Origin of the sequence: Stieleria bergensis (genome assembly GCA_007745635.1) — a bacterium.
GTDB lineage: Bacteria > Planctomycetota > Planctomycetia > Pirellulales > Pirellulaceae > Stieleria > Stieleria bergensis.
Window position 1 is genome coordinate 6283088 of sequence record CP036272.1, and the last position, 20486, is coordinate 6303573.

Here is a 20486-nt window from a genome sequence, read left to right on the forward strand (position 1 = left end):
CCTGCGAGATCAATTCGTCGACGCAGTGGCTGGAAGCGATTGGACTGCGACGAGTGACCGCAAAAGCGATCACAGGCCGCAATGGAAACGAATGCCAAAATTTCTGCTAAACTCGTTGATGCGACAAAAGGCCAGCCCAACACCACCCGGCGTCCCTCCACTCCTGCCCCTCCACGACCTATGAACAATCGCCAAACGCGACTCTTAAACCCGGCTTCTAGTGCCCCCTCCGCTAGCTGCAAGATGCACGGCCTGATCGTGGGAACGGTCTTGCTAACAGCTCTCTGCCTGGGTCGGGCGCAAACATTCGCTGCCGACATACAGGTGATTGACGAGAACCATCGTCCAGCCATGAAAGGCAAAGAACTGGATTGGATCTATGGAGACTACTGGCTGCAAAACGATCAGATTTCCTTGATCATCGCAAATCCCGTCTCCGGCCGAGATGCCAACCTGACGATTCGAAAGGTCGGTGCCGCGATCTTGGACCTGTCGCTGCAAGACCCCTCCAATGACCAACTGAGTGCCTACCTACCAACCGCTGGTCGCTACCTTTTTCAAGATCCAAAACTGATCCGCAGTGGAAAACGAGGTGACGCGGTTTTCTGGGAATGCCGTTCCTCACGCACCTTGATCCCCAGCGAAACCACGGCGCTCGTTCGATACGAACTTCGTGATGGCGACGCGTTTGTTACCGCACACGTGATCATTGAAGGCAAAGCCGCTGGCATGATCCCGGCCTACGATGGCGTGCGCGCCGACAATACGTTTAAGTTCAACTCAACCGGCAACACCGCACATTGTGCCGACGCCTTCTTCCGCCAAGCCATCGGGTTTGCGGTACCAGCCTCCGAAACTGCACCCACCTGGAAATCAGGACGCCCCTACCAACTGAAGTATGCGGGCAGCCAAATCAAGTCAAACGATGAACGCGTTCACTGGAGCGTCCAACTGCACCCCGCGACCAACTTGCTGGACTTGCAAGCTGCATCGCAAGGCAAAGCGACCATGCAGACCTTCTCCGCGACCCCAATCGATCGCAAGACCGAGGGCTTTGCAGCGGTCAATCGAGCCACGTTTGCGATCAAACCAGCTGGTGACGATTCACCAGCGATGGAAATCCTTTCAGATGATAGCGGCACGGCACACAGTCGCTTGCAACCGGGAACGTACGACGTCACAGCAACAGTACTGGGGCGTGGATCGAGCAAACGACGCATCACCGTTGGCAGCACTGCGCAAAACATTAAATTTGAATTGCCTAAAGTTGGCGGCTTCGTCGCTCATGTCACCGACCAGGACGGGACCTTGATCCCCGTCAAAGCAACCGTCTATCGACAAGATGGCGACAACCCAGACTTTGGCCCCAATAGCACACGAACTTTTGTAGAGAACTGCGTTTATGCCGTTTCAGGCAAGATGATTGCAGGATTGGAACCGGGCAATTACCAAGTCTTCTTTAGCCGCGGCCCCGAATACAACATGGCAATCAAAGAGTTCACGGTCACGGCCCATGAACTGAGAGAGTTTAAGATCACACTTCCTCGCGTCATTGATTCCAAAGGTTGGGTTAGCAGTGAAATGCACAGCCACAGCAGCCCGTCAGGAGACAACACGTCGGACCAATACGGCCGCGTTGAAAACCTGCTTTGTGAAAACTTGGAATTCGCACCGTGCACGGAACATGCGCGAATCAGCAGCTATGAGCCTCATCTCACAGCAATGGGACGGCAAAATCTAATGGCAACCTGCACAGGGATGGAAGTGACCGGTCAGCCGCTTCCTGTGAACCACCAAAACGCGTTCCCATTGCATCACCATCCACATACTCAAAATGGCGGCGGACCTCACGTTCATTCCAATCCGGTTGTGCAGATCGAACGCCTTGCCATGTGGGACGAAGGTTCCGACAAGCTCGTGCAGATGAACCACCCGAACCTCCACCAAGTCTATGGGGACCTGGATCTTGATGGAAAACCAGACGCCGGCTTCCGCAAGATGCTCAACTGGGCCGATGTCATCGAAGTTCATCCCTTGCAAACCATCTTTGAAGATGTTGTCTCCAATCCGAAAAAACTGCGAGTCAACCAGACCAAGATTTTTCAGTGGATGCAACTGCTCAATCAAGGCTATCGAATCCCTGGCGTCGTCAACACTGACGCACACTACAACCATCATGGCAGCGGCTGGTTACGCAACTGGTTCCCTAGCACGACCGATGACCCAGCCAGCATTGACACTGCAGAGATGGTCAATGTCGCCGAAGCTGGGCACATCATCATGTCTACTGGACCGTACCTTTCAGTGAAAGCAACTTCCAAGGCACAAGACAAAATTGCCCTTCCTGGTGACGACATCAATGCAAAGAAGGGTGAAGTCACGCTGCATATCTCCGTCCAGTGCCCGAACTGGCTAGACATCAATCGCGTTCAAGTGTTGATCAATGGACGGATGTCACCTGAACTGAATTGGACACGTGCCAAACACGCAGACATGTTCGGCGGTAGCGACGATGTCGTCAAATTCACCGCCAACAGCCCCGTCACACTAAAGGAAGACGCACATCTTATTGTGGCGACGATTGGGGAAGGCCTGACCATGGAGAAAGTGATGGGGCCGCGCTATGGCAAGATTCCACCGGTTGCCGTCAGCAACCCGATTTTCGTTGACCTGGACGGCAACGGCTTCCAAGCCAACAAAGATGAACTGGGGCTGCCATTGCCGCACTGAGCGATTGCTCTGGCCGTTAGCAATCCAGGACAGCTTACGCCTTGGCTCGCAGCCGAAGTCTGGTCCAGCATGAACCGGCCTTTCACAGCAACGCACCGATTCATTCTCCAGCCTGTGAGCATTCTTCTGATAGGGGCGGACGGTTAAGATGAGTCGCTAAATTGCAGCGATCGTCGATCGCTCTCGGTGACAAGCGTCCCTTAGCGGGGTGTGGAACTGCATTTCAGCTGTGGGCGGAACTGCCGAAAAGCCTGCACTAGCATTGCACAGATGCCTTCAATATGCTTCGATGGCCGGGCAAAGACAGGCTGCCAAGCAGGGAATTGGCATGCTGAGTGCCAAACTTCGATCCAGGAAACCACGAGAACCACCTCCATGGCGAGCGCACCACAAGAAACAACCATTGCCGAGGTTCTTTCGATGGCAATCACGCTTCATCAACAAGGGGATCGGGAGCAAGCTGAAACGCTTTACCAACATGTTCTCAAGCTGTCTCCCAACAACGCGGATGCACTACACTTCCTTGGGGTGCTACGACACCAGCAGGGCAATTCTCTGGAAGCAAGCACGCTGATTGGCAAAGCGTTAGTGATCAATCCCAGTTACTGGTCCGCGCGTCTGAACCTAGGAAACATTTTCAAAGAGTCTGGCCGCATCAAAGAAGCGGAACGAGAATACAAGAAAGTCATCCAAGCGCTACCTAAGAACGCTGACGCTCATAGCAACTTAGGAGTTGTACTTCGTGCGCAGCGTAAAACGCAAGAAGCGCTGGAATACTTTAAACTCGCCATTGAATTGGATGGCAACGTTTATAGCTATCACTACAACCTTGGGAACGCCTATAAGGAATTAGGGCAAAACGAGCAGGCGTTGCTCTGTTACCGAAAGGTGATTGAGATCGCACCCAATCATGCCGAAGGGCACTTGAGTGTCGGGCGCGGCCTGTATGCCATTGGGCGAATCGAAGAAGCGACGTCAGTGTATCGCAAGTGGCTGGAAAAGGAACCTGATAACGCAGTTGCGGCGCACATGCTAGCAGCCTGCGAAGGTGAATCGGTACCTGATCGCTGCTCCGTTGACTTCGTCATTGACTCGTTCGACTCCTTCGCTGCTAGCTTTGACGACGTGCTCGGGCGACTGGACTATCAAGCGCCGGCATTAATCGCTGATCGATTAGAAAGATCCCTGCCGGATCCTGACAAAAGTCTCTGCGTCCTTGATGCTGGATGTGGCACGGGGTTATGCGCCTATGCCTTACGCCCTTACTCAAAGCAGCTTGTGGGCGTCGATCTCTCTCCCAAAATGCTTGCTCGTGCCAGAGCAAGGAAAGAATACGATGAACTGCATGCTGCGGACTTACTGCAACACATGCAAGATCATGGCAACACTTATGATCTAATCGTCTCCTCAGATACGATGATCTACTTCGGTGACCTGAGTGATGTGATTCAGGCGGCTGCGAAAGCATTGAAGCCAGCCGGCTGGCTCACCTTTACATTGGAGCATGTTGAAGCAGATTTGGCCCCAGGTGGATTTCGCTTAAACCCTCATGGCCGATACAGCCACGACAAGCAATACATCGAAACATGTCTTCGCGACTCGGGATTGAGGCTCCATTGCAACGATATCGAGTGCCTCAGGACTGAGGGTAAGAAGCCAGTCGATGGAATGGTCATTCTGGCCCAAAAACAAGCAGTCATGTAATCTAGAAAAGACGCGACGGTTGGCCAACACTTTGGACTTGCGGGGCTGACTGATTCGCGCCGAATTGCCCAAGATCTATCGTTTGTTTCCGGGTGTTTGTTGTGTTCGTTGACGCAGACTTTGCAGTTAGCACGGCATTGAGAACGCTTATCGCTTTGCCGACCAGAATCTGCGGCTTCCTGTTCGCGAAGAGAGTTCTGCATTGCAGTTCCCACACGCGAGATGCATAAGAGAGCACACTGCAGAGATTGAACAATAGCCACTTTCCAGCCCTCATTCATGGACATTTCCTGATGACGATTCATTCACACCTTTTGTCCACCTATCGACTGCATGACCTGCAATTGGACAATCGTGCTGTGTTGGCGCCTCTGACACGAGCTAGGTCTGGACCGGAACGTGTCCCCAATGCGATCATGGCAGAGTACTATGCACAGCGTGCTAGCGCCGGCTTAATCATCAGCGAGGCGACCGTGATTTCTGAGCAGGGCATCGGCTGGGTTGATTCGCCAGGCATCTACACCGATGCGATGACAAGCGGTTGGAGATCTGTGGTTCGAGGAGTCCACGAGGCGGGGGGGAAGATTTTCATGCAACTCTGGCACTGTGGCCGGGCTTCGCACAGCAGTTATCACCAGGGCGAGCTTACTGTGGCCCCATCGGCGATTCAGTCTGAAACCGATTACCTGCACACTCCGCTTGGCAAGCAACGGCCAGAGACCCCTCGGGCCCTTGAACTGGATGAGATTCCAGGACTGATTGAAGACTATCAGAAAGCGGCTAAAAGAGCTCAAGAAGCTGGCTTTGACGGTGTCGAAATACACAGCGCCAATGGTTACCTGCTTGATACATTTCTGCAGAGCAAGACCAACCATCGCACCGATCAGTACGGTGGCAGCAAAGCGAACCGGACGCGTCTTTTGACAGAGATCGTTGAGGCGGTTGGAACGATTTACCCAGCTAATCGGATCGGAGTTCGACTAAGCCCGAACGGATCGTTCAACGACATGGGTTCGCCTGACTATCGCGAGCAGTTTTTTTATGCGGCGGAGAAATTGAACGAGTACAAGCTTTGTTATCTCCATGTAATGGATGGACTAGGCTTTGGATTCCATCAACTGGGTGATGCCATGACTTTGAAAGAATTCCGAGAAGTGTTTTCAGCGCCCCTGATGGGCAATTGCGGGTACACTCAAGAGACAGCAGAAGCAGCGATTGTTAGTGGCGATGCAGATCTGATTTCGTTTGGCCGCCCCTTCATTAGCAATCCCGATCTGATACGACGTTTTCGCGACAGCTTACCCCTCAATCCGGAAGCTGATGTCAGAGACTGGTACTCACCTACCGGAGCGACTGGCTACACCGACTTTCCATTCTATGAAGACGAAGCGTCGGCCCATTGAGCGAATGCCCTGAGAGTCTGAAACTGCTCTTTCACCAGGGCACCTTGAGCCAGCCTATTCGCTTAGCCTGACAAAACCGTTTTAGGAGTGTCATTCGTTCTGGCGAAGTGGGTACGCAACTCGTTCGGAACTGCCTTGCCAACCCTTGTCGGGTCTCCCCACAGGGTCTCCCCACAGGGTCTCCCCACAGGGTCTGTCCCTGCAGGGAATCGACTCTGGAAGGGTGTGTCCCCGTTGGGGGTGCCTTCCCAGGGTGTGTCCCCAGCGAGAGAGGGTGTGTCCCCAGTGAGTAGGGTGTGTCCCCAGCGAGAGAGGGTGTGTCCCCAGTGAGTAATGACGCAGGCGGAAGATTAGGCAGCCTAGCCAAGGCAGGCGAGATACTATGCGAATCGGACTTCGCTATCCCACTCCATTCGAAGCCAATCCACCAAGTTCCGCGCTAATTGCTCACTTTGTGCGCACAACCCTAGCCCGCAAGCTCTCTGAAAGCTTGAAAAAGATGACAGGTAATCGGCGGCCACCACCGATAGGGGCTTCCGTCTAACTGCGATTCAAATCTGCAACACCACGCGAGCCTGCTTGCGGATGAAATAGGCATCTCCGCTCACATGCTTCCGCTCCTCTGACATCGAGTCCAACGAACCGGCAACACTCCCAAACAACGCGCCAAATCGGTTCGCCATCGATAACCAAGCCTTCGCCGGTAACTTGGAAAACCTGAGCGCCGCAGGAAGCTCAATCTCGCCGTCCTCATGCATCCCCAGCGTCCATTTCAATAACTCCATGTAACGCTCAAAGCTGATCGGCAAGAACCCCTTGTCGCTACAACGCTTCCCCGATCGACTCGGCGCCGAACCTACCGCATCTTGCGCCTCGTCAAGCTCCAACTTCGATAACACCCGGCAACGATCCGCACCCTTCTCTCGCAAATCAAAGCGGTGCCGACGAGCCAACGCCTCCGCCTGAGCCTGATCCGCTTCGTACTGCGCTCGCAAGACCTCTGTGATCCGGTGCCCCAACGCCCCACTGCTATGCTGGTCAAATGGCTTATCAAGACCCGCTCGAATCCGATTCAAGTCGATGTAGACCGTGCACGCCAACAAAGCCGCATCATCGACCAACCGAGTCGATCCATAACGCCCAGCCCAAAAACTCCCACGTCGACCGTCTTCGTAATTCGCCCGCTGAGCAAGGTACTGATTGAGTTGCTTCATCAAGTGCGAACAATCACTCAACTCAGTTCGGCACTTCTCCAGCTTCTCCTTGTTGGCCATCAACATCTCGATAGCCTGCTCAGAGGGCTGCTTGAAATTCCCGTCCTTGTCCGGCTGACCTGACAACGCACTCAGCCAACGCTCGGCCACCTGGCGATCGGTCAAAGACGCAGCAATGTCGGGCCGAGTGCGAACGTTGAGGTGATAGTGATTCGACAGCACGCCATAGCTGAGCAGTTCAATGCACAGGTGTGCAAACAGCTGGTTCATTTTGTCCACCAGCCAACCCTGGCGATAGGAAAAGTCCTCGCCGGTGTCTGGATTTTTGCCTAGGAGATAAAGGCCATCAATGGTCCGATTATAGAGGTGCACCGCTTCGACCTGATGAGGATCGAGCACCTCTGAACGAGGGTCACGACACATAAACGCAAGGTTCCTAAGGAAAAGCAGCAGGACCAAGCCACGCGTACCTGCCAGTACCATGCGTTTAATCAAAGGGCGGATCTTCACACCCTGAAAAGAGAGGGCCTCTATTAACTCAAAACAGGACTTACCTGTCAAGAACCTTCACCAATTCCTTCGAAACTTATCTCAGCATGCTAGCAATGGAAGAACCAATGGCCTTTGACAAAGAAAACGCCGAACGTCAGTTCACTGAAACACCAAACCACAACCATCCCCGCTAAACTGCCAAACCGATTGCTCATTGCCTTACGCCACCTCCCCAAAAGACCGCCAGAATACAAATCCCTCGCTCACCAGCAACCACCAAACGCAACAGCAACAGTACGCCGCCCCGACACAAAAGGACAAGCCAGACCTGATCGGCCATCATGCCACCCAACCATCACCAGAGCAAATCAATGGACGCAACTTGTCTTCTCGACTACCATGTAAGCCCCATCGCCCCTCATGAACTCTGCCCCAAAGACTTGCAAGCAGGCCGTCCGACCACCACAGATTGACGGCCGGAGTCATCACGCGCCAGAGCCCCTCCCCACCTAGATAGCATCCCGTGACAGACCTCTCGCGTCACCCTCACCGCCCCCAAATCAGAAGCGGCACCCTCGTGGGTCTACTCCTCGCCGTCTTCGGTACTCTCTTTGCATTCCCGCATGATCACGGCTCATTGACCGCGGCGCCCCCGGAAACAGCATCCGTAAAGACGGTCACCACCGCTGTTGCGAAGGAGCTTGAAGCAAACCGGTCCACGACCATGTTGGGCACGGTCAATCCGAGTCGCTCGACAACGATCGGATTCTCACTTCCGGGACGCGTCCAATCACTACAAGCCAAACGCGGGACGCGCGTTTCGTCAGGCAACATCATTGCCGCACTACGCACCGAAGTCATCCAAATTGAAATCGCAGCTGCAAGAGCACAATTGCGTCTCGTCCAGCAACGACTAAAGGAGCTCGAAACCGGGTCAAGACCTGAAGAGATTGCTGAAGCGATGGCACGACGCGACTCAGCCGCTGCACTCTCTCAGAAAGCGGCGAATCAACTTAAACGCCTAAAAACGCTCACCGAATCAGGTGCGGCTTCTGTTGATGAACTTGATGTCGCTCATGCCGAGGCCAACTCACTGGAACAACTACACCAAGCCGCCTCAATCGCTTACGACCGAATCAAAGCGGGCCCGCGCGTCGAACAGGTCGGTCAAGCAAAAGCAAGCGTTGACCTGCAAACCGAACAGGTCAGATTACTAGAAGATCGACTCACCAAGCACAAAGTGACAGCTCCGTTCGATGGCTACATCGTTGAAGAATTCATTGAAGCCGGCGCCTGGGTTACGTCAGGCGATGCAGCTGTTTCGCTAATCGACCTGGACACCGTGGAGATCGAAGTTCCCGTTCCTGCTGACAACATTGCCAATCTGCAAACCAATCAGTCGGTCAGTATCCAAAGCAGAGGCAACTCACCTCGAATCTTACTGGGAACCATCGAACGAATCGTGCCTGCCGCAGACCCGCGTTCGAGAACCTTTCCAGTTCTCATCAAGGCAAAGAACCAGATTTCCAAGGACTCTCCAGCCTTGATGTCAGGCATGACCGTCAACGTCGAATTGCCTCTGGGAACAAAAGCCAAAGGCACCTTCGTCCCGTTGGATGCGTTAGTTCTAGACAACCAATCTCTTTCGGTCTTTGTGCTAACCCCACAGACTTCATCCGATGCCTCGAAATCTGTAACAGGTCACGTCCGTCGCGTCCCAGTTACTCCCGGGGTATCAATCGGACAGTGGGTGATGATCCGCACTAGCGATCATTCCGCCATCAAGTCCGGAGATCTTGTCGTCACACGTGGCAATCAGACATTGCTCGACGGCTCCCAAGTGGAGGCAATCGTTAAAGACGATTGAATTGTGTGTTTGACTGGCTGATTCAGAACCCCGTCAAAGTGTATGTCGGGGCGATTCTCACTGCTCTGTTCGGAACGCTGTCCCTTGGGATGATCCCCAAACAGCTTGTACCAGAAGTTGAAAATCCCGTCCTAACGATTGACACTTCCTGGCCCGGAGCAAGCCCGCAAGAAATCGAGCGTGAAATCGTCATCGAACAAGAGGAGCAACTTCAAGGCGCCGAAGGCCTTGTCAAGATGTCATCCACCTGTCGCGTGGGCGCTTCAGAAGTGGTCCTTGAATTCGAGCTTGGTACGAATATTGACGATGCCTTATCGCGGGTCAACACACGACTGCAACAAGTCCGCGAGTACCCGCTCGATGCCCGTGAACCAGTGATCGAAGCTTCGAACATTGGAGATCGCCCCATCGCGCGATTTGCACTCACTCCAAGACCACCATCGGCCGACGAGATCGCGTCCTTTCAACAGCGACATCCTCGCGTGGCCTCACTGCTGGAACCCGTTCGACAGGCAAGCAATTCCGCGCTGCGAGTTTTCCGACTGCAGAATTGCCTGAACCAACATCTCGATGATTACCCTGAACTGGAATCCCTGCGCCCACCACCAACCGACTTAGAACGACTACGAAAGTTTTCCGAAGACTTTGTTGAACCTCGACTTGAAAGAGTCGCTGGCGTCTCTAACGCCGAAGCCAGTGGCGGACGCGAACAGGAACTGCAAGTCATTGTCGATCCGGCCAAACTTGCTGCGCGACAAATCACCATCGACCAAGTTCGCCAAACGCTGAACCGTCAAAACAGTGACAGCACCGCCGGCGACATCAATCAAGGGAAACGAACCTGGATCATTCGAACACTGGGACAGTTCCGATCCCCGGAAGACGTCAAGCAGCAACTCCTGTTCGCTGAAGAGGCAACTCGTGTCTATGTCAAGGACATCGCAGAAGTTCGCCTCGGCTACAAGAAACGCGACAGCATTTCGCGACGCTATGGGACTGAAAGCATCGGGATCGGCGTGAGTCGAATCACAGGGGCCAACGTCTTGCAAGTGATGAAAGGACTTCGTGAAGCCGAGCGAGAACTGAACAACGGATTCCTCAAACGAGAAGGCCTAGAACTGTTCCAGTACTATGACGAAACAGCCTATATCGAATCCGCAATTGAATTGGTCGTTCGAAACATGCTCGTTGGCAGTGCGATCACGATCATGGTCCTTATGCTTTTCCTGCACTTCAGTCGCGGCACCCTGCTGGCTGGAATAGCACTTATCGTGACCTCAATGGCCTCGATCTATCTGTCGCCTTGGTTTTACCTGCTAACCTTGGCGTTGATTCTCGGCACTGGCTTCCTGATCGCACGTGGCTCGCTAGTTGCTGCGATTGCAATTCCAATCAGTATCTGCGGAGCCTTTCTCTGCATGACGTTACTGGGACGATCACTCAATGTGATTTCGCTCGCTGGCATGGCGTTCGCCGTTGGAATGCTAGTCGACAATGCTGTCGTCGTCTTAGAAAACATCGCCAGGCGGCGACAACTCGGCGAACCAGCTCTCACTGCGGCGTCCAACGGAGTGAAGGAGGTTGCCGGCGCAATCGTTGCCTCAACGCTGACAACGATCGCTGTTTTTCTGCCGGTCATCTTCGTGCAAGCGACCGCTGGCCAACTGTTCCGTGACATTGCGCTGGCAATCAGTTGCGGGATCGCGTTCTCAATGCTTGTTTCCTTCACGGTCATCCCAACGGCTTCGGCACGACTCTTGCAAGCTCGCGCCAGGCGACCGAGCGACGACAATGGCAATCAAACGCTGGCCTCCGGCAATCGCCCACAATCTCGGATCGAGCAACTCATCCTCGGCTGTGCCTCCAGGACTGTGAATGCGATTGTCAGACTGAACAGTTGGATCTTACGTTCGAGTGCACGCTCCATCACAACCATCGCATTGATGACTGGACTCTCGGTAGGAATCAGCTATCTGCTCTGGCCAAAAGTTGAATACCTTCCAACAGGCAATCGCAATTTTGTTTTTGCTCGATTCTCCGTCCCATCAGGCAGCAGCATTGATGAACTCTCTGAAGTCGGCGCCCGCGTCGAGTCACGCATGCGACCGTACTGGGACGTTGATGCGAACAAGGGACCTACTGACGGCAGCGACAAACCGGCGATTGATTATTACTTTTGCGTCATCAGGCAGCGCAGTCTGTTCATGGGATTTCGCGCCCGCGACGAGAATCGTGTCAAAGAATTGATCCCAATGATACGCCAAGCCGCCGGCGGCGACCCTGACATTCGAATCATGGCGGCGCAGTCCAGCCTCTTCGGCCGCGGGCTATCAGGAGGACGAACGATCGACATCGAGATCTCCGGTCCGAAACTCGAACGGATGATTCAGATCGCCAGCGAAGTGATTGACGATGTCGAAGAACTGATGCCAGGCGCACAAGCGTCCGCGCAGCCAAGCTTACAGATCGCAAGCCCCGAGATTCACATTTCACCCGACCTGTTAGCTTCGTCTGAACTCGGCATTGACACCACATCATTGGGCTACGTGATCAATGCTCTGGTGGATGGCGCTTATGCTGGCGACTACTACGTCGGCGGCGACAAGATTGACCTGACCATTCTGTCAAGCCATCAATCACCTGCTGATCGCGAACAACTCATGATGGCCCCGGTCACCACCAACACCGGACAAATCATCCCCCTCTCTGCCGTAGCAAATGCCGAGTTAGGCAGTGGCCCCGAACAGATCCAGCGCCGCGAACGACTGCGATCGATCACGGTGGAAGTCACTCCGCCGGACGACATGCCGCTGGAAGCTGCCATGGAATTGGTCGATCGGCAAATTGTTGCACCGCTAGTTGAAGATGGCACCGTTGGCAGCGAGTACTTCATTGCTCTCTCTGGCACGGCGGACAAACTGCGGCAAGCATGGGACGCATTGCAGTTTAACTTCCTTCTGGCTTTGCTCATCACTTACCTCCTGATGGCTGCCCTTTTTGAATCATGGCTGTATCCGCTGGTGGTGATTTTCAGTGTTCCCTTAGGCGCTGTTGGAGGCATCATTGGCCTGTCACTGATGAATTTATTTGTCAAACAGTCACTTGATGTCTTGACGATGCTGGGCTTCATCATCTTGATTGGTACCGTTGTGAATAATGCGATTTTGATCGTGCACCAATCCCTGGTCTTGATGCGTCAAGAACGCCTGACCCCGATTGAAGCTGTGCCGCTAAGTGTCCGAACACGAATTCGCCCCATCTGCATCACGACGTTGACCACCGTCTTGGGCTTGCTGCCGCTGGTCGTCATGCCAGGCGCTGGCAGCGAGCTTTACCGTGGCCTAGGCATTGTCTTCCTAGGCGGCATGCTGGTTTCGACGTGCTTTACATTGATCCTGGTTCCCGTGGTCTTTGTCTTGCTAATGAACCTACGCCGGCTACTGAACCTGTCCCCAGAATGGGAGGTAAACGAAGCGATTTCCATCGCCGATTAAACCAAGCCCCCATCAACAAGCCAAGCTGCTTTGCCTGCCTAGAGCCACCAACCGGCGAGGTCCACGGGCATCAAGGCTGGCCGAGAATTTGCGATCACTTCCCCGCAGTCCGACGAGACTTGAGGCGATCACGCTGCAATCGAAGAGAATCTCCTGGCCACACACGGCCTTGGAACACAATTCGAAAGAATCGGTTATGATGGATGCGTGCTTCCTTTTCCTGCAGCGATCAAATTCTCAACCAGCTGCCCCTGCCTATTCATCATCTCGGTTTAGCGCCTGCCTCATGTTGGCTCCTTTTCTCACTTCCCGTGCCGCGGCTATTAGAGTGCCCATGCGTTTGATTCCATGGCTAGGACTGTTGATCGTGTCGGCATGCTTATTCGGCGCTGACTGCACTGGCCAAGAACAAAAAAAGCAAGATGAACCCAAGGCGTCAGCGGAGCCAATCGCTGCTTTTGGGCCTAACGGTGTTCAGCGTTTCTCTTCACAAGGCTGGTCTTCGTTGCTTGTGGGAGCTGCCAACCCATCCGATGAAGACCGATCGATTACGGTGGCCTTCTTTGTCGACGGCCAGCAGAACGTCCAGTACGCAAAGGAGTTCTGGCTCCCCGCTAACAGCCAACGGGATCTCTCTGTCCCGATTCGGCTGCCAGAGAACACGGATCCGCAAAGCAATCGAGCCGAAATCTCGATGATGCAATTGAACCGCTCTGCTTCAGGCCGCGAAACCTTTTCCAACAATGCGGTCGGCATGCCGATTTCCAAACGCTCTGTCATGCAGACAGAAACGGAAATGGCAACAGGATACTTTGTCGACCCCAACAAGCTTCAGAACAGCAACCATCACACTCGCCGCAGGGCAATCTCGCAACTTATCGAGGCCTGTCGCAACTGGTCGAAGTCAACAGAGATGGTGCAACCACCGGTTTCGTTTCGATCGGCAAATCTTCCGGACACTTACAACGCGTTGGACCAACTAGACCAAGCGATCATTGCTGGCGATGCGTTGCAGTACGACAGTCAAGGGATCGCTGCGCTGCGTCGCTGGGTACGCTCGGGAGGCAAGTTGTGGATCATGGCTGACCTGACCAGCCCCCAACTCGTTAATGATTTGCTTGGCGCCAAAGCGAGCTTTTCCATGGTGGATCGTGTCGAGTTAAACGATTACGAAATGTCCTATTCGGAGATCGAATCAAGCTCGATCGGCGCTAACAAAGCCATTTGGGAAAGCGAGCAACCAGCAACGTTTGCACGCGTGCTCACAGATTCAGAACAGATTGACGCCACCATTGATGGCTGGCCGGCCGCCTTCTGGCAGGAACTAGGCGAGGGGAGGATCATGGTCACCACACTTTCCATCAATGGTTGGATTGACCAACAAGGAGAAACGACGCCAGCGCTCCGATACTTATCGAGTCACTTCTTTGAGTTCCCTCAACACAGCACCAACTCCAAACAAGAATTAGCCGCACTCGTCAACGAACAAATTGGATACAAGATTCCTAGCCGAACACTTCCGACACTCATTCTAGCTCTCAACGGATTGGTGATTCTTGCCTTTGGCTTGCTCTGGACACGCCAACGGAAACTCGAACGAATGGCATTCCTCATCCCAGCCTCGGCTGGGACGACCGCGTTCGTCCTACTAATCCTGGGCGGGCTGTCAGCAAAATCAGTGCCGACGATGGCCAATACCGCTCAGGTCATCCAAGTGCATCCGGCCAGCTCTGAAGCAGACATCCACAGTGTTCATTCACTCTATTGCCAACAGGCAACCGCTGTGAACGCTGACTTCCTGTCCGATGCACTCTTGATGCCGACGTCACTTTCCAAATCAAGCCAGACCGAACGCCTACTGGTTTCGGAAAACGATCAAGCGACCTGGGTCACCCGTCCGCTGGCTCCTGGAGTCGTGAAACAGTACGAATCGGAGACAACGGTTTCATTACCCGAACCCATCAATGTCCATGGCAGTTTTGACCAACAAGGCTTCCGTGGCACCATCAATGGACTCAACACCGAAAGCCTCAGCGACGCATTGATCAGCAGCTTTCCTGCACCAGCCACCTCGGTCAACTTCATCTCCGACGGCAACAAACACACCGTTTGGGCACCTACCAGCAATCGCTTAGCGACCGGACAACTCAGCGACGATTCGTTTGTTTCGGACACACAACGCTCGCGATTTGCGGTGACTCGATCACTGATCGGCCGCCGTCGCGAACATGAACCCGTGCTATTGACATGGTCGAACGAACTCCTGAAACCGGCCAAGTTTGATCAAGACTTCGAACACCAAGGCAACGCCTTGTACGCAATTCCAATCAACCTGCATCCACCTGAAAGTGGATCGACGTTCAAGATCCCTGCAACGTTCATCGGGCTGCAACGACACCTTAGCAAACAGGGACGCACCACGCTATACAATCCACGAACGGGAAAATGGACAGAAGACAAAACAGGTGCGGCGCGAGCTGAAATGGAATTAAAATTCCCTCGCCCAACCAAAGGCATGCAACTCCAGTCGCTGAGCATTCGGCTTAAAGCAGTGATCCCTGATCGCAGCATTGCAATCAACATGAAAGTCAATGGCGAAGTCACTGAAGTCTTTCATGCCGAAAACTTAACAGGCTCCACCGAAGCCACGGTGGACCTTCCCGAAGCATTCCAACTGACTCCGGACGGAACGCTGTGGTTTGAAGTCGTGGTCACAGAATCAAACACGATGCTGGAGCATCAACAATCGCTTCAAGACAGCGACCCCAAGGATGACTCCGACACACCGCCTTCTCTAGTCAACGACTCGCCAGAGGAACCGTTTGTCGACAACTCAACATGGACCATTGAATCCATGAACTTTGACGCCACCGCCATCATGCCATAAACCTGTCCCGGATCTTGAATCAACTGCCTCGCTTTGCCACCAAAGCGATCGCATAGAACCACTTGCGATCTTAGTCGCCACACACCACAGCGTAGGCTCAGGTGCACTACACGAGAACACATAGATGATTGAAACCAAGGAACTGACGAAACGCTACGATGAGTTCACAGCACTGGATTCGTTATCCATTCGCGTCGAAAAGGGCCAGATCCTAGGCTTCATTGGCCCCAATGGCGCTGGAAAAACGACAACCATTCGCATCCTAGTTGGACTGCTCAGACCCACCAGCGGATCGGCGACCATTGCCGGCGCTGACTGCATTTCAGACACACGCAAAATCAAGCGTTTGGTGGGCTACATGCCAGATGAATTTGGCAAGTACAACAACATGCGTGTCAGCGAGTACTTGGACTTTTTTGGCGCTGCCTACGGAATTGGACGCAGGAAACGCCGACTGCGAATCGAAGAGACGTTGGAGATCGCCGGCGCCACCTACATGAAGGACCTGTTCGTCGATGCCCTCAGTCGTGGTATGCAACAGCGTGTTGCGATTGCTCGCACGTTGATGCATGATCCAGAAGTCATGATCCTTGACGAACCCGCAAATGGCTTGGACCCGCAAGCGCGTATTGACATGCGTGAAATGCTGCTGCGTCTATCGGACATGGGAAAAACGCTGATCGTGACTAGCCACATCCTGCCAGAGCTGGCACGTGTCTGCGACATCGTCGCCATGATCACAAAGGGACGGCTAAGAGCGTTCGGGACGCTAGACGAGATCATGCGCACCGTCCAACAACGCCGCACCTTTGAAATCCAGTTATTGGAAACCGCCCAAGTTAGCGACGTTGCCGCGCTCGTCACCCAATGGATGAAGGATCAACAAAGCGAATCAGAAGTCCAGGAATCAGGGACCGAAACGATGGTCCGGTTTACGACCAAACTGAACGACCGCGAACTGTCCCCCTTACTTACCCAGCTTATCTCGAAAGGGCAGGGGATTGCCCAGTTTCGTGAAGTCACAACAGACCTTGAAGATGCATTCCTAACGGTTGCCAACGAAACTGAGCCACAGACAGACACGGCATTAAAGGACCCCACCAGACCAGTGGAGGCAAAGTCAGCCTAATGAGTGCCACACTGAACCCGGTCATCGGACGAGAGTTCTTTGGAATCCTTCGTTCTCCCAAAGCGTTCGGGACGCTTCTCGCGATCACGATTGTCTTTTCACTTGCCGTCTTACTGCGCTGGCCGACCGACAACACAGCCGACCTCTCCGGTCAGGACTCCATCCAAGTCTTTCGAGTCTTTGGATATGGACTGCTCGCGGGGATCGTAATGCTGGTGCCCGCGTTTCCCGCCACATCGATTGTCAACGAGAAAAACAGCGGCACACTGGCGTTGTTACTCAATTCGCCTCTCAGTGGTCCAGCAGTCTACCTGGGCAAGTTCCTAGGGGTGCTTCTTTTTGCCCTACTGGTGCTGTTCGCCAGCGCACCTGGCGCGGCGGCTTGCTATGCGATGGGTGGAATCGATTTGCTTGGTGACCTGGGCTTGCTGTATGTCGTGTTAATCTTGCTGACGCTGCAATACATTGCGTTAGGAATGCTGATCAGCAGTTACGTTCATTCCAGCGATGCCGGAGTGAGAATCACCTACGCCATCGTCTTTTCGTTACTCTTCCTCACGCAAGCACCCGGACTGCTGTTCCCCGGTAGCCTAAGCGCGTTCGGTGGCGTGATCGATGTCATTCGCTTTGCATCACCCCTGCCGATCATCATGGAACTGATGCGACAAGACAGCGTTGCCAACACGGGCTTGATTTCGCAATCGGGAATCTTGTGGTTCGTTGCGATTTCGCTGATCAGCACCATCGCGTATGCAACAGTCACCTTGTCCAGACTCAACTACCGACTGTTCGATCGCTCCCGCTCCAAAGGCATTATTACCGACGATCAATCTCTCGGCACTCGACTCGCTCGTCGCCTGTTGTTTATCGTCGACCCACAGCGTCGGAAAGCTGGCATCGCATGGTTCCTTAATCCGGTGATGGTCAAAGAGTTTCGTTCGCGAAAGTTTGGTCGATCGCAATGGTTGTTCCGCTTGATCGCCGTGTGCGCCATCAGCTCTGTCGTATTGACCTTGGCGGCTGCAACCGGAGTGACGGCCTGGGGCACGGAGACCATTGGTGGACTGATGGTCCTATTGCAAGTGGTTCTCATCGTCATGCTAACGCCCAGCCTTGCCGCAGGCCTGATCAGTGGCGAACGCGATGGCGGAGGCTGGGAACTCCTTCGCCTGACTCCTTTGTCCGCGTTTCGAATTGCCTGGGGAAAGCTACTGAGTGTGCTGTGGACACTCTCTATGGTGTTACTGGCAACGCTCCCTGGCTACTTGGTGATGATCTGGATTCGCAGCGAACTACTGCCACAAATTCAACTGGTGATGGTTTGCCTCGCTTGGACGGTCTTGTATGCACTTGCTGTAAGCGCTGCAGTTGGATGCCTGTTTCGATCAACTGCATTGTCCACTGCGGCGTCATACATTGCCGTCATGACGCTGTTCCTGGCCCCCTTACTGGTCTGGCTCGGTCGCGATGCCCCGTTTGGCTTTGACCTCGTTCAGAACTCTCTGTTGATCAATCCGGTTGGCGCTGCGATGAGCATCATGGAAACACCTGGCTTTGCCCAGTACAACCTACTGCCTCAGGCCTGGATCGTCGCTGGAGCAGTTTCACTGTCAATGTTCTTGCTGTTTGGATTGAAGGTATGGCGCCTGACTCGACCCGTTTGATTCGCACCCTCGTTGCTTTGGTTGCCTCATTGCTGACGTGCTGTCACTGCGTGGGGCAATCGTTGCCGACGTCGCCAGCATTTCAAGAAATTGATCTGATCATGCTGACCGAACCGGGGCGTCAAGAAGAGAAAACCAAGGTGGTTGTTTCCAGCGATCCTCTGGACCTGTGGTTGCGTGCGCTCAAGCAACCCAGCCCTGGACTACAGCGAACAACACTTGACACCCTTTCCTTGGCCCACCATCGAGGCATGGAGGGTTGCGAAGCAGCCATTCCGGTCATCATTGACCTCTTGAAACTGCAAGAGCTACCTCTTGCGACTCGCCAAGCAGCGATCAAGACCCTGGTGCAGTTTGATGCCAAGCAGCATGCGGACTTGATTGCCAAACAGTGCCAAGCATTTGGGCCAGGATTAAGCTCCGCTGGCGAACCGGCGTTAATACGCTGGAAGTCCAACGCGTTAAAAGACACCTGGCTTGATCGGCTAAACGATCCGCAAACCCATACTCTGCAACTAAAGTATGCCATCGAAGGCTTGGGAGTGATCAGAGAAACCGCTGCAGATGACGCGCTGCGCAACTTGTTGCAGCAACCCACTGCAACACCGACCGTCAAACTTGCCTGCACGCGAGCATTGGGTTCCATCCATCACGCAGATTTAGCGGACGAAGCAAAGGCTTTCTTGGACAACTCTGCGAACCAATCCGGGATGAACTCGCTGCTGTCAGAACTCATTGCCTGTGCGCTACTGAGCAACCATGACGACGCTGATGCGATCAAGGTGCTACAAGACCTAGCCAACAGCCAACACACGGCTGTTCAATCCGAAGCATTAAAAACCCTGCGTCGCATTGACCCCGAACTTGTACTCAGCTTTGTGGATACTCAACTGACGAACGTTGACGTCAATGTGCGGCGCACTATCGCCGAAGCACTGATCTGGAAGCACGACCAAGCCTCGGTTGGCCCGATAGCCACGTTGCTCGATGACGTGAACCCTAGCCTCCGAAAACACATTGCCAAGGAACTGTTCGAACTCGCCCAAGATCCCAAGCTAACCGAAAGCGTGATCAATCATACTAGCGCCGTGCTCGATGATGATCAATGGCGGGGCTGCGAACAGGCAGCACTGCTACTGACTAACTTGGATCACAAACCTTCCGGTGATCGCCTCGTCGACTTGCTAGAACACCCACGAGGTGAAGTCGCCGAAGCCTCCGCTTGGGGGCTTCGTAAACTAGCCCTGAAGGAACACCTTCCAGCGATGTTGCAGCGTGCGACGAAAGCACGCTCGCAATTTTTGAGTAGACAGTACACTCCCAAATCTCTGGGAAGGGTCGGGATGGTCACACAACTGTTCATGGCGTTTGGGCAGATGAACTACAAACCCGCTGAGCCACTGCTGATGCAGTACATTCCGGAAAGCATGGCACTGGGCGACGACCCGCGTGCAGCGGCGGCCTGGGCCTTGGGATTCTTTTATCAAGAAAACCCTCCCGGCAATTTGATCCGTCAGTTGGTCACACGACTCAACGACATCAACGATCCTTCGCCGGAAACTGAAATGATGCGACGGATGTGTGCCATTAGCTTGGGCAGAACGAAGGCCTCTGCCGCACTGGAGTCACTGCGCCAACATGCTGGCAACGGCACGGGATTCGTTGGCTATGGGTGCCAATGGGCCATTAATCAGCTAACGGGCGAACCGATCCCACCACCACTTCCGGGGCGTGTCATTGGGTACAACGATTGGTTCTTGCGACCGACCCAGCAAGCAGATGGATCGTAAGGCCAGGCGCGTTTGCCGCCAAAGTCTACGATCGGCGGACGTTGCGTCTCTCTAACGCCGCTGCATTCCATTCGGCTGGTCCAGACCAACCGCTCTCTGCCGCACTGCAGCC

The 20486-nt window shown here is 54.0% G+C and carries 10 protein-coding genes; 9 read left to right on the forward strand and 1 reads right to left on the reverse strand.

What is annotated here, in order from left to right; genetic code table 11:
- Nucleotides 1-243: 243 nt before the first annotated feature.
- The 3 genes from SV7mr_RS22030 to SV7mr_RS22040 all read left to right on the forward strand — a co-directional run bounded on the left by SV7mr_RS22030 (nucleotide 244) and on the right by SV7mr_RS22040 (nucleotide 5837).
- Nucleotides 244-2730 carry a CehA/McbA family metallohydrolase gene (locus tag SV7mr_RS22030; protein WP_419187754.1) on the forward strand — a complete coding sequence of 829 codons (2487 nt, stop codon included), beginning with the start codon at nucleotides 244-246 and terminating at the stop codon, nucleotides 2728-2730.
- A 375-nt stretch (nucleotides 2731-3105) separates the two neighbouring features.
- Complete coding sequence (locus SV7mr_RS22035; RefSeq protein WP_419187755.1) at nucleotides 3106-4434, forward strand: tetratricopeptide repeat protein; 1329 nt, start codon at nucleotides 3106-3108, stop codon at nucleotides 4432-4434.
- 293 nt (nucleotides 4435-4727) lie between these two features.
- Entirely contained in the window at nucleotides 4728-5837 is a 1110-nt protein-coding gene (locus tag SV7mr_RS22040; protein ID WP_145276755.1) for an alkene reductase, read from the forward strand.
- Between the two features lie 551 nt (nucleotides 5838-6388).
- Here the strand turns inward: SV7mr_RS22040 and SV7mr_RS22045 are convergent.
- On the reverse strand, nucleotides 6389-7474 hold the full coding sequence (locus SV7mr_RS22045; RefSeq protein WP_419187756.1) for a transposase: 1086 nt from the start codon (nucleotides 7472-7474) through the stop codon (nucleotides 6389-6391).
- A 793-nt stretch (nucleotides 7475-8267) separates the two neighbouring features.
- On the opposite strand from SV7mr_RS22045, the gene SV7mr_RS22050 reads away from it, so the two are divergent.
- The 6 genes from SV7mr_RS22050 (at nucleotide 8268) to SV7mr_RS22075 (ending at nucleotide 20374) form a co-directional block, all read left to right on the forward strand.
- A complete protein-coding gene (locus SV7mr_RS22050; RefSeq protein ID WP_419187757.1) occupies nucleotides 8268-9410 on the forward strand; it encodes an efflux RND transporter periplasmic adaptor subunit in 1143 nt (380 codons plus the stop codon).
- Nucleotides 9411-9415: 5 nt separating this feature from the next.
- Nucleotides 9416-12904, forward strand: coding sequence for an efflux RND transporter permease subunit (locus SV7mr_RS22055; protein WP_419187758.1), 3489 nt, complete (start codon nucleotides 9416-9418; stop codon nucleotides 12902-12904).
- Nucleotides 12905-13238: 334 nt separating this feature from the next.
- Entirely contained in the window at nucleotides 13239-15791 is a 2553-nt protein-coding gene (locus tag SV7mr_RS22060; protein ID WP_145276764.1) for a hypothetical protein, read from the forward strand.
- A gap of 124 nt (nucleotides 15792-15915) precedes the next feature.
- Nucleotides 15916-16920, forward strand: coding sequence for an ABC transporter ATP-binding protein (locus tag SV7mr_RS22065; RefSeq protein WP_145276766.1), 1005 nt, complete (start codon nucleotides 15916-15918; stop codon nucleotides 16918-16920).
- The gene (locus SV7mr_RS22070) at nucleotides 16920-18584 is read left to right on the forward strand and encodes an ABC transporter permease (protein WP_145276769.1); all 1665 of its coding nucleotides are present in this window, start codon (nucleotides 16920-16922) and stop codon (nucleotides 18582-18584) included. The genes SV7mr_RS22065 and SV7mr_RS22070 overlap by 1 nt, the downstream gene beginning before the upstream one ends.
- Complete coding sequence (locus SV7mr_RS22075; RefSeq protein ID WP_145276771.1) at nucleotides 18560-20374, forward strand: HEAT repeat domain-containing protein; 1815 nt, start codon at nucleotides 18560-18562, stop codon at nucleotides 20372-20374. Before SV7mr_RS22070 ends, SV7mr_RS22075 begins: the two co-directional genes overlap by 25 nt.
- Nucleotides 20375-20486: the final 112 nt, after the last annotated feature.